The sequence below is a fragment of the Algoriphagus aquatilis genome, assembly GCF_042657405.1.
Classification (GTDB): Bacteria; Bacteroidota; Bacteroidia; order Cytophagales; family Cyclobacteriaceae; genus Algoriphagus; species Algoriphagus aquatilis.
This window is the reverse complement of record NZ_JBHSKS010000009.1, coordinates 121,850-137,020: the sequence shown is the minus strand read 5'-3', so window position 1 is coordinate 137,020 and position 15,171 is coordinate 121,850. Positions and strand designations below refer to the sequence as shown.

The 15,171-nt window shown below is 45.1% G+C and carries 15 protein-coding genes; 6 read left to right on the top strand and 9 right to left on the bottom strand.

From position 1 onward, the window contains the following. Nucleotides 1-15: 15 nt before the first annotated feature. The 3 genes from ACFPIK_RS12460 to ACFPIK_RS12450 all read right to left on the bottom strand — a co-directional run bounded on the left by ACFPIK_RS12460 (nucleotide 16) and on the right by ACFPIK_RS12450 (nucleotide 2,583). A complete protein-coding gene (locus tag ACFPIK_RS12460) occupies nucleotides 16-582 on the bottom strand; it encodes an anthranilate synthase component II (RefSeq protein WP_377915731.1) in 567 nt (188 codons plus the stop codon). A gap of 160 nt (nucleotides 583-742) precedes the next feature. Continuing rightward, nucleotides 743-1,111: a four helix bundle protein gene (locus tag ACFPIK_RS12455; RefSeq protein ID WP_377915729.1), complete on the bottom strand. Its 369-nt coding sequence runs from the start codon at nucleotides 1,109-1,111 to the stop codon at nucleotides 743-745. 59 nt (nucleotides 1,112-1,170) lie between these two features. Continuing rightward, nucleotides 1,171-2,583 (bottom strand): anthranilate synthase component I family protein, encoded by a 1,413-nt coding sequence (locus ACFPIK_RS12450; protein WP_377915727.1) that lies wholly within the window; start codon nucleotides 2,581-2,583, stop codon nucleotides 1,171-1,173. Nucleotides 2,584-2,831: 248 nt separating this feature from the next. Here ACFPIK_RS12450 and ACFPIK_RS12445 point away from each other — a divergent pair, with 248 nt between their 5' ends. The 5 genes from ACFPIK_RS12445 (at nucleotide 2,832) to ACFPIK_RS12425 (ending at nucleotide 8,715) form a co-directional block, all read left to right on the top strand. Beyond that, a complete protein-coding gene (locus ACFPIK_RS12445) occupies nucleotides 2,832-3,059 on the top strand; it encodes a hypothetical protein (protein WP_377915725.1) in 228 nt (75 codons plus the stop codon). Nucleotides 3,060-3,482: 423 nt separating this feature from the next. After that, the gene (locus ACFPIK_RS12440) at nucleotides 3,483-6,449 is read left to right on the top strand and encodes a DNA polymerase III subunit alpha (RefSeq protein WP_377915723.1); all 2,967 of its coding nucleotides are present in this window, start codon (nucleotides 3,483-3,485) and stop codon (nucleotides 6,447-6,449) included. Between the two features lie 301 nt (nucleotides 6,450-6,750). Next, nucleotides 6,751-7,212, top strand: a complete 462-nt coding sequence (locus tag ACFPIK_RS12435; protein ID WP_377915721.1) for an antitoxin Xre-like helix-turn-helix domain-containing protein — start codon at nucleotides 6,751-6,753, stop codon at nucleotides 7,210-7,212. Nucleotides 7,213-7,217: 5 nt separating this feature from the next. Beyond that, on the top strand, nucleotides 7,218-7,679 hold the full coding sequence (locus ACFPIK_RS12430) for an RES family NAD+ phosphorylase (protein WP_377915719.1): 462 nt from the start codon (nucleotides 7,218-7,220) through the stop codon (nucleotides 7,677-7,679). Nucleotides 7,680-7,758: 79 nt separating this feature from the next. Further along, nucleotides 7,759-8,715, top strand: coding sequence for a DUF1295 domain-containing protein (locus tag ACFPIK_RS12425; protein WP_377915717.1), 957 nt, complete (start codon nucleotides 7,759-7,761; stop codon nucleotides 8,713-8,715). A gap of 1 nt (nucleotide 8,716) precedes the next feature. Here the strand turns inward: ACFPIK_RS12425 and ACFPIK_RS12420 are convergent, their stop codons facing one another. The 4 genes from ACFPIK_RS12420 to ACFPIK_RS12405 form a co-directional block, all read right to left on the bottom strand. Further along, entirely contained in the window at nucleotides 8,717-9,391 is a 675-nt protein-coding gene (locus ACFPIK_RS12420; RefSeq protein WP_377915715.1) for a 3-keto-disaccharide hydrolase, read from the bottom strand. Nucleotides 9,392-9,785: 394 nt separating this feature from the next. Then, nucleotides 9,786-10,823, bottom strand: coding sequence for a hypothetical protein (locus ACFPIK_RS12415; RefSeq protein ID WP_377915713.1), 1,038 nt, complete (start codon nucleotides 10,821-10,823; stop codon nucleotides 9,786-9,788). Between the two features lie 160 nt (nucleotides 10,824-10,983). Further along, complete coding sequence (locus ACFPIK_RS12410) at nucleotides 10,984-11,382, bottom strand: group III truncated hemoglobin (protein ID WP_377915711.1); 399 nt, start codon at nucleotides 11,380-11,382, stop codon at nucleotides 10,984-10,986. Further along, a complete protein-coding gene (locus ACFPIK_RS12405; protein ID WP_377915709.1) occupies nucleotides 11,379-12,611 on the bottom strand; it encodes an alkaline phosphatase family protein in 1,233 nt (410 codons plus the stop codon). The genes ACFPIK_RS12410 and ACFPIK_RS12405 overlap by 4 nt, the downstream gene beginning before the upstream one ends. 76 nt (nucleotides 12,612-12,687) lie before the next feature. On the opposite strand from ACFPIK_RS12405, the gene ACFPIK_RS12400 reads away from it, so the two are divergent. Further along, complete coding sequence (locus ACFPIK_RS12400; protein ID WP_377915707.1) at nucleotides 12,688-14,013, top strand: glucoamylase family protein; 1,326 nt, start codon at nucleotides 12,688-12,690, stop codon at nucleotides 14,011-14,013. Nucleotides 14,014-14,024: 11 nt separating this feature from the next. Here the strand turns inward: ACFPIK_RS12400 and ACFPIK_RS12395 are convergent, their stop codons facing one another. Together ACFPIK_RS12395 and ACFPIK_RS12390 are read right to left on the bottom strand one after the other, a co-directional pair. Beyond that, nucleotides 14,025-14,555: a GNAT family N-acetyltransferase gene (locus ACFPIK_RS12395; RefSeq protein WP_377915705.1), complete on the bottom strand. Its 531-nt coding sequence runs from the start codon at nucleotides 14,553-14,555 to the stop codon at nucleotides 14,025-14,027. A gap of 1 nt (nucleotide 14,556) precedes the next feature. Then, complete coding sequence (locus ACFPIK_RS12390; protein WP_377915703.1) at nucleotides 14,557-15,153, bottom strand: hypothetical protein; 597 nt, start codon at nucleotides 15,151-15,153, stop codon at nucleotides 14,557-14,559. Between the last annotated feature and the right edge of the window lie 18 nt (nucleotides 15,154-15,171).

The following is a 15,171-nucleotide window of genomic DNA, read 5'->3' as shown; positions in this document are numbered from 1 at the left end:
GGGTGAACTTTGAGGTTAAGATTCTAACCAATTTTGCATGATTTTGACTCCATTTTCGGTCAATATACTTTCCGGATGAAACTGGACTCCACGAACATCATACTGACTGTGGCGCACAGCCATGATCTGCTGGTCAGGCGTCCTACCGATTACTTCCAGATCGGGAGATAGCGTGGATTCATCAATCACCCAAGAGTGGTAACGACCGATTTTGAAGGTTTGGGGAACACCATTGAACAACAAATCATCCTGCACCGTCACCTCAGAGGCTACTCCGTGAAGCACTTCCGATAGATTGATGAGGCTACCGCCAAATGTCTCCCCGATCGCCTGATGTCCCAGGCAAACACCAAGAATCGATTTGGAAGAGGCATATTTCTTCAACAACTCCGGCATAATCCCAGCTTCGGAAGGAACTCCAGGACCGGGAGAAAGGAGAATCTTATCGTAGTTGGCAACAACTTCCAAGTTGATTTTATCATTTCGGAAGACATCCATCTGCGATCCATAACCCAACTGCCGGACGATATAGACCAAGTTATAGGTGAAGGAGTCGTAATTATCGAGAACTAGAATACGCATCGTTTTATTTTTGAATAGGGTTGTAAAGTGGTAAAGTTGGAAGGTTGCAAAGTTGAGAGTGGTTGGGTCTCGCTAAACTATGTCTGATTTTAAATGGATTAAGTTTCTAGCTTAAGGAGCATCCCAGGATAATTCTTTCCATTTTTTCATCTCTCCTGATTTAATCTTTTTTGTTTTTCAGATAAGTAATCAAAGCTTTTATCTGCCTTGAAAGCCCAATCAATTGTTCCTTAATGCTCAGATATTCTTCCTTCGAAACTCTGTTGACTTCAACTAAAAATGCTAGTTGACTCCTGAGTTCTCCAGCAGAACCTTTCGCATATCCTAAAAACTTAATGAATTGAACTCGATTATTGTATTCAAAGCCTTCAGCAATGTTGTTGGAAATCGAAACAGCACTACCTATCAATTGGTCTCGAGATTTATAGTCATTCTTAAGAGGACTTTGATCTGCGAGACGATAAATCTGAACACCAATTTTAATCGCACGCTGCCAGATAACCAACTCCTCGAAACTGTTAACTTTCATAATTATAGGATTAAGGTTTCAACCAACTTTACAACCTTGCCACCTTCCAACATTTCAACTCAAATACTCTCTGCCGCCCTCAGCGCCACTCTCAACGCTTCCAACTTATTTGCTACTTCTTGTAATTCCGAAGGTATCGAGCTTTTCGCTACCACTCCCGCACCAGCTTGGAATCTCAGGTGATTATTTTCGGAGACAAACGAACGGATCAAAATGGCATGATTGAAGTCTCCATTGAAACCCAAGTAGCCGATCGCACCTCCGTAGAATTGTCGACTTACATTCTCAAGTCCATCGATGAGTTCCATCGCCCGGTATTTAGGAGCACCGGAAAGGGTACCCGCCGGAAAGGTATCCGCCACCAGTTGAAGCGGATTAGCACCTGGAGCGAGCTGACCAGTAACTTTGGAAACCAAGTGAATCACGTGGGAGTAATATTGAATCTCTTTAAAAACCTCCACCTCCACGACATCTGATGATCGGGAAAGGTCATTTCTGGCCAAATCCACCAGCATCACATGCTCAGAATTTTCCTTGGGATCATCGAAAAGCTTCTTAGCCAATTCGGCATCCTCAATGTCATTGCCTGTCCTTCGGAACGTGCCGGCGATCGGGAAAATGGTAGCTTTACGATTTTTGACCACAATCTGTGCCTCGGGCGAACTGCCAAAGACCTTGAAAGAACCGTAATCAAAGTAAAATAAATAAGGAGAAGGATTGACCGACCTCAGCGCCCGATAGACGTTGAATTCATCGCCTTTAAACTCGGTGGAAAAGCGTCTCGAAAGCACAATCTGAAACACATCTCCTCGGAAGCAATGCTCACGACCTTGATTGAGAATTTTCAAAAACTCTTCATCCGTGTAGTTGGAAACTTCTTCGCCTACGGTTTTGAAGGAATAAGCCGGGATGTTCTTATTGTTAAGCAGCGTTTCAATCTCAGCAATGTATTCGGGATTGTTTGCCCCAGCCACTCGGTGCTCAAAGAGGTGCAGTTCGTTTTTGTAGTGATCCACCACGATGATGTTTTGATACATCGCATAGTGCATCATTGGGATCTCGTTGGGAGTGGTTTTGCTCAGTTTGATATCCTCAAACCAGCCCACCGTATCGTATTGAATGTATCCAAACAGCCCATTGGTGCTGAACTTAAACTTATCCGGAGTCGGATCAAATTTATTCCCAAAAGCACGCAGACAGTCCATCAGACGCTTTTGCCTAGTGACTTCGTAAACTTGCTCTTTGCCATCGGGGAGCTTCTCGGTGACCTTCCCGGCATTGAAGTCAAAGGTCGCCAAAGGATTAAAGCAGATGTAGGAATAGCTGTTTTCCTGTCCGTGATAGTCAGAGGACTCGAGCAAAATCGGATTGGCAAATCGATCCCGGATCTGCAGGTAAATGCTCACCGGCGTGATGGTATCAGCCAGTCGCTTGCGGTAGTTAGTGAGAATCGGATACTTGACGTGGTTCATCAGGGATTAATTTTTTGCATAAAAAAAGGCTTACCGGGAAATCCAGTAAGCCTTCTGTGATATGTGCTGCGCAAAATTTAGGCAACGGCTTTCTGAGCTTTCCCTTGGAAAGTTGAAGAATGCCACCACCAGTACTTGTTTGCGATTGTTCTCATAATAGGTAAGCAAATTTAGAAAGGGATTGGAAAAGACAAAGCATCGGTTCGGTTTTTTCGCATTATTTTTGAAAAAATTTTAAAGGAAGCACCATGGCAAAAGCAATTTCACAATACTTCAAGCGGATTTTTGACGATTATCAGGTTTTGGTCATGGTAAACCCTATGGATTTTACAGGGATCGAACTGATTGTCCATCCGGATGGCAAGATCGAAAAGACGGAGATTCAGGCCGACGAGGAGATTTTTGAAGATTTGGCCGCCGATGAGTTCCAGCCTTGCAGTCCGTTAGAGTTTCAGCTTACGCTGGCGAAGGCTTAAAGGCTATTTTTATTTCAAAATTGAAAGATTTGAAGATTCCTCATTTGATTTCTAGACTTTACATTTTTTAAATCCTAAATCTTCTTCCCGACATCTTCCTCCAAAAATCAGTCAATCTCTTGACTTGATTTCAATCCTATTGTTTAATTTATAAACATTAAAATGTTGAAATTATTGACATTTTAATGTTTGATGACCTTTGAGGTTTCCAAAACCTTGAAGGTCTTTACTGCTATGCTGATTCTCTAGAAGCAGCATTCACATCAATCCAGTCAGTCCAGGGTCTGGAGACGCAGGACATCGATGACCGCAACTATCTCGCGACCACAGGGAGCGCATTTCGCGAAGCGTATCTCCCGGAGTGATCTCGAAACCTTCGAGGTGTCAAAAACCTCAAAAGTTTTACCCAATTATAAATCGGACATGTTCATCAACTGCCATTCTCACTTCAGCTTCAAATACGGGACGATGTCTGTGGAAGCGCTGATCGCTGAGGCGAAAGGCAAACGACTCGATTCCCTCGCTCTAACGGACATCAACTGCACGGCCGGCTTATTTCCTTTTATCCGTGCCGCGCAAAAAGCAGGCATACACCCCGTGATCGGCATCGACTTCCGCAACGGCGTGCAGCAGCAATACATCGGCCTGGCGCGGAATCAAGAGGGTTTTTTCGAACTGAACAAACACCTCTCCGAGCACCTGACCCGCAAACGGGAGTTTAAGTCCAAAGCTCCGGCTTTTGAAAACAGCTTTGTGATCTATCCCTTTTCGGAGAAGGCCTTTCCCCTACGGGAAAATGAATTCGTCGGCGTACATCCCAGCCAACTCAACAAAGTATTGACCTCCCCTTGGTATCGACGAAAGGAAAAACTTGTTCTCCTGCAACCAGCCACCTTTTCATCCAAGCTCGAATTCAACGCGCACCGACTCCTGCGCAGCATGGATCTAAACACCTTGCTAAGCAAGCTTCCGATATCGGAACAGGCAGACTCCTCCGACCAACTCTACTCCTATGCCGACCTGATTGCTCGCTGCGAAAGCCATAGCTACCTCCTCGTCAATGCCCAAAAACTCCTCGAGCAATGCCAGTTTTCCTTTTACTTCCAAGCGGTCAAAAACCGTAGGGATATTCTCGGCTCGGACTGGGAGGACTTCGATTTTCTCCGACAGGAAACCTTCAAGGGTGCCCTCAATCGCTACCCGAATTTTTCTCCGGAAATCAACAAACGGATCGACAAGGAACTCGAACTCATCCGACAAAAGGGCTTTGTGTCCTACTTTCTGATCAATTACGACATCGTGACTTTTGCACAGCACCGAAACTTCTATCACGTGGGTCGAGGCTCCGGTGCCAACAGCATCGTGGCCTATTGCCTGGGCATCACGGACGTAGACCCGATCGAGCTGGACTTGTACTTCGAGCGCTTCATCAACCTCTATCGGGAAAATCCCCCCGACTTTGACATCGACTTCAGCTGGACGGATCGGGATGAAGTGACGGACTACATCTTCCGCAAATACAACGGAAAGCAAGAAGAGCATGTGGCCCTGCTGGGATCTTACAGTACTTTTCAGTACAACTCGATGCTGCGAGAATTGGGTAAGGTCTTTGGCCTGCCTAAGACCGACATCGAGTCGCTGATTCATCATGCCGATAAGGAAGACTATGAACCCGATCAGTTTGGCAAGTTGATTATCAAATACTCGAAGGTGCTGCACGACATGCCTTCGCATCTGACGATTCACGCCTGCGGGATCCTGATTTCACATAAACCGATCCACTACTACACGGCGACGGATATGCCTCCGAAGGGGTTTCCGCTCGCGCATATCGACATGTACACAGCGGAAGATATCGGACTGCACAAGTTTGACATCCTGAGTCAGCGGGGGCTCGGACACATCAAGTCCAGTCTGGAGATCATCTACCAAAACCAAGGTATCCAAGTCGATATCCGGGAGGTGGAAAAGTTCAAAAAAGATCCCAAAATCAAGGAACACCTTCGCACCGGCCACACCATCGGAGCCTTCTACGTGGAGTCGCCCGCCATGCGCATGCTGCTGGCCAAGATGAAAGCCGATACTTACCTCGAGCTCGTCGCCGCCAGCTCTATCATCCGTCCAGGGGTGGCAAGATCTGGGATGATGCGGGAATATATTCTCCGTCACATCGACCATGAGCGACGCAAAACCGCCCATCCCGTGATGGCTGACATCATGCCTGAGACCTACGGCATCATGGTTTATCAGGAGGATGTGATTAAGGTAGCGCACTACTTTGCCGGACTGAGTTTGGGCGAAGCGGACGTACTGCGCAGAGGAATGAGCGGAAAATCCCGCTCCAAGGATGAATTCCAGCGGGTGAAGGAGCAGTTTTTCGAAAACTGCAAGAAGCTGGGCCGGGAGGAAAAAGTCGCTGCCGAAGTCTGGCATCAGATTGAGAGCTTTGCGGGGTATTCCTTCGCCAAAGGACACTCGGCCTCCTTTGCGGTGGAGAGCTATCAGAGTCTGTACCTCAAGGCCTACTTCCCGCTGGAGTTTATGGTCGGCGTGATCAACAACTTCGGGGGATTTTACCACACCGAATTCTATGTACACGAGCTCCGGATGAACGGAGCCGACATCCAGGCTCCGCATCTGAACGAAAGTGAATATCTCACTCGAATCATTGAAAAAACTGTTTTCTTAGGCTTTATCCACATGAAATATTTGGAAAAAGCCACCGTGGAAAAGCTCCTCTCCGAGCGGCGAATGAATGGGCCATTTCTGGGGTTAGCAGACTTTGTAGCCAGGGTGGAGATCGGACTGGAGCAGCTCCTGATTCTGATCCGGATGACCTGCTTTCGGTTTACCGGCAAAACCAAGCAGGAACTGCTATGGGAGGCGCATTTTCTCCAAAACAAGCGAAAGGCCGTGGCAAGCACGAATGAGCTTTTTCGCTCAGCCACGACAGAGATCATCTTTGGCAAAAAGCCTCCACAAGTCCCCGAACTGGACGAAACCGACATTCGACAGGACATCCTCGATCAGATCGATATTTTGGAGTTTCCGCTTGACTCGCCTTTTCACCTAGTCAAAGACCAAAGTGTCCAAGGTATTAAAGCCAAGGATCTGCAAAGCCATCTGGGAAAAACGGTGATGATCCTCGGCTACCTGGTCACAGTCAAATACACCCGCACGGTCAGGGGCGAAGTGATGAACTTCGGTACTTTTCTGGATCGGGACGGAGACTGGATTGACACGGTGCACTTTCCTCCTGTGGTCAAAAAATACCCCTTCAAAGGTCGGGCAATCTACCGGATCGAGGGGAAAGTGACGGAGGAATTTGGCTTCTACTCGATCGAAGTGGACAAGCTGGAGCGGATGGCGTATTGGAATGCTGCGGATTAGGTTTTTAGCCGCAAAGGCAGGAAGACGCTAGGGGGAGTTATTGAAAAATAGTTAATGAGTTATTGGTTGATTAAGGCACAGCACAGAATAAAACCAAATCTTAACTATTGGAAATGACTTTATCTTACTGCCTGTGCATCACCATACAAACTCCTTAACTAGTCAGGACTGTAAAAATAAAATATCTATTAACGAAACTTTCAAACGCCGATCCACTTGATTTTGAGACAAAAAACTTTTGAAGGAAGAATCAATTTCAGACAAATTACGTTATCTTAGAGGACAAATTACCGATAAAACCATGGCAAAGAAGATCTTCAAAGTCAGTGAAGCCGCTGCTGCAGTTTATGAAAAAGCCACGATGACGGTAGAGGATATCCTTCATCTAGATGCAGAGGGACTCTATGAGCCACTAGCCCGAGTAGAAACCTTCCGCAATGGTCTTGACAAAAACGCCTTCGAAAGCCTCAAGGCGCTATCCGGCCTTGACTATGAGACCTTGGCTGATGCTTTGGGAGTCTCTGCCAAGACACTTCAGCGCAAGGAAGTGTTTGACACCGGGCAATCTGAGAAGCTATACCAATTAGCTGATCTTTATGCCATGGGGATCAATTATTTTGGAAGGGAAGGATTCAGACGATGGATGGAGCGGCCGCTTTTTACCCTCGGTAATCGTATTCCGCTCGATTTGATTGATGTATCGACGGGTATTGACTTGCTCAAGGCAGAGATCATGCGACTACAGCACGGGATCGCTATTTGAGCCGGATGAAAGTCTACAGACTTGCACTAACGCAGTACTGCGATCTGAGCGGTGAAGGCGCCAAGATCTATGGAGGCAGGTGGAATCTCCCGGGGTTTCCTGCTATTTACGCGGGATCAAGCATTTCTGCATCACTTTTAGAACGGCTCACCATTGACTCGGAGTTGCTTTCATCTGAGCGTTATATACGCTACTCAGTAATGGAATTCAGCATTCCCGAGCCCTTGATTTTCATTCCCGAAAAAGAAGATTTACCGCTGGATTGGAATCAGATTCCGGCAGTTCGAAGCTCGATGGAGTTTGGTGCCAACTTGTTAAAGTCAGGAATTACCTGCTTTGCAGTTCCCTCGGTGGTAGACCCAAGTTCGCTTAATTTTGTCATCAATCCTCTATCGGAAAAATTCCATACCTTGGAATATAGAATTTACAGGCTCGAACTGGACAAGCGGATTCTAAGATCCACCTAGACTTTTGAAGTCAAAAAGAACAACAGTCAAATTTGGAAACTTTTTAGATTGGATTAATTTTCAAGAAAAATCCACCACCATGAAAATCATCCAGACCGCTCTTATCCTGATTTTTACCCTGCTTGTTGTCCCTGTTTTTACCTATTTTTTCGGTATTCCGTTGGGAGAAAAAGAATGGGAAACCCTTGGTGTCCTCATGAAAATCTGCGGCTTTTCCATAGCTTATTGCTTCTTGGTTGGGGAGCTAACAAACAACAACAGTCAGGTGGACAAGTATTGGAGCATCCTTCCTATCATCTACGCTTGGGTGATGGCCTACTATGGGGATTTCAGTCCAAGGATGATCCTAATGGCTATTTTGGTAACAGCTTGGGGATCGAGACTCACCTACAACTTTGCCCGAAAAGGTGCTTATCGATTGAAATTCTGGGAAGGTGAGGAAGACTACCGCTGGGAGATTTTGAGGAAAAAACCGGAGTTTCAGCCCCGATGGAAGTGGACTTTGTTCAACCTGTTTTTTATCTCTGGTTATCAAAATGTATTGATCCTTCTTTTCACCCTTCCTATGCTGGTGACAATGCAGTTTGACGGGATTCCATTGGGAGTTTGGGATTTGGTAGTCTCCGCAGGGGTGTTGTTCTTCTTGTTAATAGAAACTATCGCTGATGAGCAACATTGGAAGTTTCAAAGTGAAAAATGGAGACTCATCCGAGAAGGAAAACTCCTGCATGGAGATTTTGCCAAAGGCTTTTTGGATAAAGGGCTGTGGGCTATATCCCGACACCCGAACTACCTTGGTGAGCAAGGGATTTGGGTTTGTTTTTACTTTTTCTCAGTCGTGGTGTCCGGACAGTGGCTCAATTGGTCGATAGTTGGGGCCATGCTCTTGCTTATTCTCTTTCAGGGTAGCTCAAACTTCAGCGAAGAAATCAGCGCCTCCAAATATCCAGAATATAAGGACTATCAATCTAGAGTTCCCCGGTTTATCCCCGGAACCAAAGGCGAACCGCAGCGAAACCCTGCACCGACTGCTTAAATCAAGGTCTAATCGAAGTCAAAATCAACTTTTTAAATTCCACCTCGGCACCCTCTGCCTGAAGGGCAATTTGTCCTCGTTGGGCGGTTGCGCCGTAGCCGTCATTAACCAAAATACCATTCACCCAAACCGTCACCTGGTTTCCCTCACATTTGATTTTCATCCGATTCCATTCGCCTAATGGTTTTTCTGAGTCATCTGTGAGATTGAGAATTCTTCGTTCTTTCCCTTCAGAAACTCCCCAATTTTCCTTTGGCCCACGTCTTTTCTCCATATCATTGACCTGAATATCTTCTTGAATACACCAAAAATCCCCAGCATTGCTGTGCATCATCTGCACTTCGATTGATTTGGGAAACATATCATACAATGCCCTTGGGGTGGATGCATGAACCAATACCCCACAGTTTCCGGGCTTCCCTGCAAAGCGATATTCAAATTCCAGAATATAGTTTTCATAGCTTTTTTCCGAAATCAGGTGTCCTCCCGGTGTACCCAAACTCACCAATAACCCATCTCTTACGATAAATGGCCTCCTCAAGCTGCTGTCTTTTTGCAAGTCTGGAACATCCATGTACCACCCTGATAGACTTTTTCCATCAAACAATAAAACTTGTCCTTGGACCAAACCGAAGGAAAAAAGGAAAAGAAATACCAGGGCCAGGGATTTTTTCATGAGGTCGACTTTTTATGGGAATATCCAAAAAATTACCCAAAGGCAAAACCTCCAGTTATTTGAGAGGCTATGCTTGATGTACAAGGGAGAAAGAAAAGATAAAAAAAATCAGTCCTCAAAAACTCATAGTTAAGGCTTTAATTCCTTATACTTTGGGATTGAATTGAAAAAAGAACGTGTCTAAAAAATCACCCTTATCATTAAAATTTTGTGCAACCGTAATGTTGACATGAATATAGACTACAAAAAGAATGGGGCTCCAATTTTGAAATTTGGAGCCCCGTTTTTGTTTTGGGTTTTCTGAGTATTTGGAAGTCCTCACCCTTGAGTATTTGCAGATTTTACTAAAACCAAAATGAAACAGTCGTTCTTAGTAAAATCTGCAAAAAACAACTTAGAAGGAATAAGTACCATCAGCCTTTCGACAGGACTCCAAGACCTTTTGCTGAAAGAGTTTGTCGTTTTTTAAGATGTCATAAAACTCTTTGATGAAGTTATTTACCCATTTGGCATCAGCCTCAGAGAAGTATTGTTTGTTCAGCTCTATCGTTTGAAAAATCTTTGACTCCTTGGCCAAAAATTCTTTTCTAATCGTCTGTACAAGAGCTGGATCTCTGCAAAATCCACGAAACATCCGATCAGTTATCTTTTCAATCCCAACTGCTGAATTAACTTGACCATAAGGTGGATTTACCAACCCGGTCATATCAAAATCATAGGCCAAAGGGATGATTGTTTTTTCACCTACCAACATTACTTTTTGATTATGCTGATATAATCCCGACCAATCTGTATTACCAATCATCATTTGAAACAAGTCATGCCTGACCGTAGCGCTATCTTCCATAATACTTGGAGGTATTTTTTTGGTCAATATTTCACCGTCAAATCGCTTGGCTACCTCGTCATCATCTTCAATGAGAATCCCTAACAGAACGACAGCCCCCCCTTTTTTATCATCCAGATTGGTAAATTCTACTTTGACTAATCGCGTGTCAAATGTGTAAGGGGTAACCTGTTCAAAAAGTTGGTAAGCAAGGTATTCTTTACCCAAAAAACTATCTGCAAATTTTGTTTTACTGCATGGTAAAACCAGCTTTAAACTTCTATTCCCTTGAAAAATGGTCCCCTTTGCTTCACCCTTTTTCAACTTGATCCGCATGGGTGGATAATAGCAGTTGGCCAGCCTGAAATTCCCTCTGGTCCGGATTTCAAAGGGAAAGGTCTCCCAACTCCCGGAGGAAGTTTGCACAGAAATCTCCGAATCCATGTAAGTGGAGTCATTGGTTTTGGATTTGATTTCCTTGATCGAAAAACTCATCTTCATGGAAATCGGAACTTCAGAGTCAAAAAGTTTTTCGATTTCCTGAGATACCCCTTCGGACCAGAAAGCGAATAGAAATAGGACTGAAAGTAAAATTGACTTTCTCATAAGGCTTGCTGTTTAAAATTTCAATTTTTATAAAAAACGCTACTCAGAAAAGGAGTTGAGAGCCATCTTACCCAAAACAGGCTTCAAATCCGGCTCACTCTCGTTGATAATTTAATCTTAAAATCGAGGAAATAGTAGCTTCCCAAAATAAATCGGTACGTCAGACTTTTGGCCTTGCTTCCCAAATCCTCATAAAAAGCATGTGCGCCATGCGTCGGGCGTGTTCTTTGGCATAGTCAGCTACTTCACCCACAAAATACTGATCTAAAGTAGCAAACCATAATTCCAACCAACTGCCAAAGTGCACCTGATCAATCGAATAATCTACTTTTTCATCCACCTCGCGATGGACCCGGGTGGGATTAAACTTACCTGCCCCCGGTCCAGTCTGAAGTAAAATCATTTCCCAAAAATCAGACAAATGAACCAAATGAACCTCCCAATCCTGAACTACTTCATTGAAAACAGGTCCCAACAATTCATGGACTCTTACCTGTTTGTAAAAGCTTCTAACCAAGAGATCAACCTCTTTTCGGGATTGGATCGGGATTCGTTTCATTTTAAAACCGGGGCTAAAACCTCTTTGTTACCGTCAATTCCATCAGGAATAGGAAGACCCAAAAGCTGACACAGCAACGGGTAAATATGGATATTCTGAAAAGGCTCGATCTGAAATCCCGATTTAATCTGAGGCCCTTTGGCATAAAAAATTCCCCACATCTCTTGGTTTCTTGGACTGAACCCATGCTCTCCAAACACATTGGTTTTGAACCTTGCCGAGTTGTTTTGATACCTGACCATGCCCCGCTCATCGGCCAGGTAATAGCCTAATCTGGGAAGAATAACCAAATCTCCCACCCTTTGAGGGAATTTACTGATGTCTGTATAGTTTTCATTGGTTTGCAGATCGTCGATGGTAATATCCTCGCTTCGCTCCTTCAGCTGCTTGATGACTTTCTCTTTTTCAGATGGATTTTTCAGATGAAGATGTGCCAAAGCCCCATTGTTGACCACCCTTGCTTCAATCCCTTGCGTCAACTGATCCAGATTGATCAGTTGTTCTTTTTTCACATCGGCCATCCCATGATCAGAAACCAAAATGAGATGAATTTCCTCCTCAAAGCTTTTTAGCCCTTCAAACAAGGCTCCAAGTTCGCGATCGAGACGAGTCAGGGTCTTTTTCAATTCCGCATCGTTGGAGGGACCAAATCGATGACCGGTATCGTCCATATCAGAAAAATATAGAGTGATCATTTGAGGACTATCTTCCGCCGGCAATTGAAGCCAATCAAAGACTTTGGCAATACGCGTTAGATTGGGAACACTCCCGTCGTAATCATAGTAATAGGTTGGCCGCACTCCCTGCACGGGTGCTTCCGAACCCACGAAAAAGTAACTGGCTGATTTGATTCCATTTTGCTCTGCCCACACCCAAATCGGTGTGCCGCCATACCAATAGCCATCTTGTACCACCTCGCGATTTCCCATCGTGTAGACTTGATTTTTGAAGGGTTCGTAGAAGGCATTGTCCACCAACCCATGGTGCTCCGGGAGCATTCCAGTAGCGATGGTGTAGTGATTGGGGAAAGTTTTGGATGGAAATGAAGGTATTAAGCCCTTGGCAGCAGTGCCCTCAGCAATAAATCGGCTGAGATTCTCAGGCTGAAAGCGCTCCACGTAATCGTACCGAAAGCCATCCAAGGAAATCAAAATGACAACGGGCTTCTTTTCTTGAGAAAAGGCAATCGAAGCCTGAAAAAACCAAAGTAAGAGTAAAATCCTTCGCATTTTTTATTTCAAAATTACCCATCAAACCTTGGTATGCAATCCTTTTTTTGGAGATTCAAGGCATGTTTGTTTCGCTATGAAAAATCTCCCAATCCTGATTCTCTTGCTCTTTGGTTCCTGTGTTCAAGCAGAAAAAACTCCTCGCCCCAAGGTGATCCTAACGGATGAGCAGCTGCTTGATACGGTCCAATACTACACGTTCCAATATTTCTGGAAAGGTGCCGAACCCAACTCGGGTATGGCCCCTGAGCGAATCCACATCGATGGAGTCTATCCGGACAATGATGCACACATCATCACCACCGGAGGCACAGGAATGGGCTTGATCGGAATTCTGGGAGCCATCGAACGCGGCTGGATCAGTCGGCAAGAGGCTGTAGGACGATTTGACACAATGCTCACCTTCTTGGAAAAAGCCGATCGCTGGAATGGCATCTGGCCACATTGGCTGGATGGGAGAACAGGCCGTGTCAAACCCTTTTCTCCAAAAGACGACGGGGCAGATTTGGTAGAATCAGCTTTCCTAATGCAGGGATTACTCGTAGTTAGAGAATATTTCAAAAGCGGAAATGAGAGCGAAAAATCCATTGCTGCAAGAATTGACAAACTCTGGAAGGAAATGGACTGGACCTTCCATACCCAAGGCAAAGAGGTGCTGTATTGGCATTGGTCCCCAAGGTTTGGTTGGGAGATGAATTTTCCGCTCGAAGGATACAACGAATGCCTGATCGCCTATGTACTTGCAGCGGCTTCTCCAACCCATGCTATTTCCAGCCAAGCCTATCACCAAGGCTGGGCAAGATCAGGTGGTATCCGAGCGACAAATTCAGGAGGATATGGCTTCCCACTCCAGCTTCGACACAATGGTGCCGAGCAACTGGGAGGACCGCTTTTTTGGGCTCATTATTCTTACCTGAGCCTCAATCCCAAAGGACTGAAAGATCAATATGCGGACTATTGGCAGGAGAATGTGAACCAAACTTTGATCAATCGGGCTTGGTGCATCGAAAATCAAAAAAAATTCAAAGGATATGGGGAAAATCTATGGGGACTGACGGCATCGTATTCGATCAATTTCTATGACGCCCATCGTGCTGGAAATGACACCGGAGTCATCTCTCCCACGGCTGCAGTATCTTCGATTGTCTACACGCCCGAAGAATCCCTAAAAGTGATCCGAAACCTCTATGAAAATTATGGAGAGAAAGTCTTTGGTCCGTATGGGTTTTACGACGCGATGAGTCCGGAACATAATTTCTTCCCACAGCGGTATTTGGCGATCGACCAAGGCCCGATGGTTTCCATGATCGAAAACTACCGAAGCGACCTAGGCTGGAAGTTATTCATGCAAATTCCTGAAATTCAAAATGGACTGGATAGACTGGGTTTTAGCTATCAATAGCCCAATTAATCCTAGAAATCCAGACGCATCAAAAAATCATTTTGGATCTCATCTCCAAATGGAAAAGGATGGCTTCCGAAGATCCGGAGGCCATTTTTTTCATAAAATCGGATAGCGCGAGCATTTTGCTCCCATACTCCCAGCCAGAGGTAGTCTTTCTGATGTTGCTTCGCAAAGTCGATGGCTGTATCGAGTAGCTTTTTCCCTAATCCACTTCCCAAATACTCTTCCAAGACATACAATCTAGCGATCTCTAAGCTTTTGGGATCGTGTAAGTCCGTCTGCGCAGGCACCCGATTGACTTTGGTGTAAGCGATGATTTCCCCCTCGAGCTCAGCCACAAAAAAGGTGGAAGCAGGATTGGCCAGTTCCTTATCAAACTGGTTCAACGTAAAAGCTTCCGCAAGGTAAGCAGCTACATTTTCAGGTTTATTTCCGGCGGTAAACGCTTGCAAAAAGGCGGTTCGAGCCATGTGGAGCAAATCCCCAAGGTCAGATTGCGTAGCTTTTCGGATGACAGGTTCGAGACTTGGATTTTCCATGTTAGAGTTTCTTGAGCGCGACATCTATCTGGGAGGTGGGGAATTCACCCAAAATAGCACGGTAATTCCCTTTGGAACTGATTACCACAAAGCTCCTGCAAGGATAGGGATATTTGAAGAAATTGGCTTTAAACACTTCTTCCGGGTCAGGAACCCAAGTCATGATGCCTTTGTATTTTTCCAGTCCATGGGGATGCTGGTACACATACACCGGTTCGGAGGTAGTATGCTTTTCGGCGTAGCGGAGAATGGCTTTGTGGTCATTTGCCAGATTTTTGGGATCATTTGCCAAGCCTGTGGAATTGCACTCATCCTTACCGGGATAATAGACTACAATCAAGGGTTTGCCCGCTGCAAAATCAGCCTCCCGACCCAACTTTTGATAAAAAAGCCTGGCATCCGTCAAACCGACAGGCATTCGGTGCACCAGCTTCATATCTCCCTCCTGATCACCCGGTACACCAAAATACGGCCCGTTTAGGATTTTGTCCTCGTACTCGGTCTTGACAATCCTCCTTCCCAACTCATTGAAGTAGGTTTGGGAAAAAAGGACTCCGCAATCAAATAGGAAAAAACTTAACAAGAATAGTTTCTTCATTAACTGATATTCCAAATG

Excerpts from the sequence above, each read along its gene's own strand:
- ACFPIK_RS12395 (WP_377915705.1), bottom strand. The coding sequence starts at position 14,555 with ATGGAAAATCCAAGTCTCGAACCTGTCATCCGAAAAGCTACGCAATCT.
- ACFPIK_RS12410 (WP_377915711.1), bottom strand. The coding sequence starts at position 11,382 with ATGAAACGAATCCCGATCCAATCCCGAAAAGAGGTTGATCTCTTGGTT.
- ACFPIK_RS12460 (WP_377915731.1), bottom strand. The coding sequence starts at position 582 with ATGCGTATTCTAGTTCTCGATAATTACGACTCCTTCACCTATAACTTG.
- ACFPIK_RS12390 (WP_377915703.1), bottom strand. The coding sequence starts at position 15,153 with ATGAAGAAACTATTCTTGTTAAGTTTTTTCCTATTTGATTGCGGAGTC.
- ACFPIK_RS12440 (WP_377915723.1), top strand. The coding sequence starts at position 3,483 with ATGTTCATCAACTGCCATTCTCACTTCAGCTTCAAATACGGGACGATG.
- ACFPIK_RS12450 (WP_377915727.1), bottom strand. The coding sequence starts at position 2,583 with ATGAACCACGTCAAGTATCCGATTCTCACTAACTACCGCAAGCGACTG.
- ACFPIK_RS12445 (WP_377915725.1), top strand. The coding sequence starts at position 2,832 with ATGGCAAAAGCAATTTCACAATACTTCAAGCGGATTTTTGACGATTAT.
- ACFPIK_RS12430 (WP_377915719.1), top strand. The coding sequence starts at position 7,218 with ATGAAAGTCTACAGACTTGCACTAACGCAGTACTGCGATCTGAGCGGT.
- ACFPIK_RS12405 (WP_377915709.1), bottom strand. The coding sequence starts at position 12,611 with ATGCGAAGGATTTTACTCTTACTTTGGTTTTTTCAGGCTTCGATTGCC.
- ACFPIK_RS12435 (WP_377915721.1), top strand. The coding sequence starts at position 6,751 with ATGGCAAAGAAGATCTTCAAAGTCAGTGAAGCCGCTGCTGCAGTTTAT.
- ACFPIK_RS12425 (WP_377915717.1), top strand. The coding sequence starts at position 7,759 with ATGAAAATCATCCAGACCGCTCTTATCCTGATTTTTACCCTGCTTGTT.
- ACFPIK_RS12455 (WP_377915729.1), bottom strand. The coding sequence starts at position 1,111 with ATGAAAGTTAACAGTTTCGAGGAGTTGGTTATCTGGCAGCGTGCGATT.
- ACFPIK_RS12400 (WP_377915707.1), top strand. The coding sequence starts at position 12,688 with ATGAAAAATCTCCCAATCCTGATTCTCTTGCTCTTTGGTTCCTGTGTT.
- ACFPIK_RS12420 (WP_377915715.1), bottom strand. The coding sequence starts at position 9,391 with ATGAAAAAATCCCTGGCCCTGGTATTTCTTTTCCTTTTTTCCTTCGGT.
- ACFPIK_RS12415 (WP_377915713.1), bottom strand. The coding sequence starts at position 10,823 with ATGAGAAAGTCAATTTTACTTTCAGTCCTATTTCTATTCGCTTTCTGG.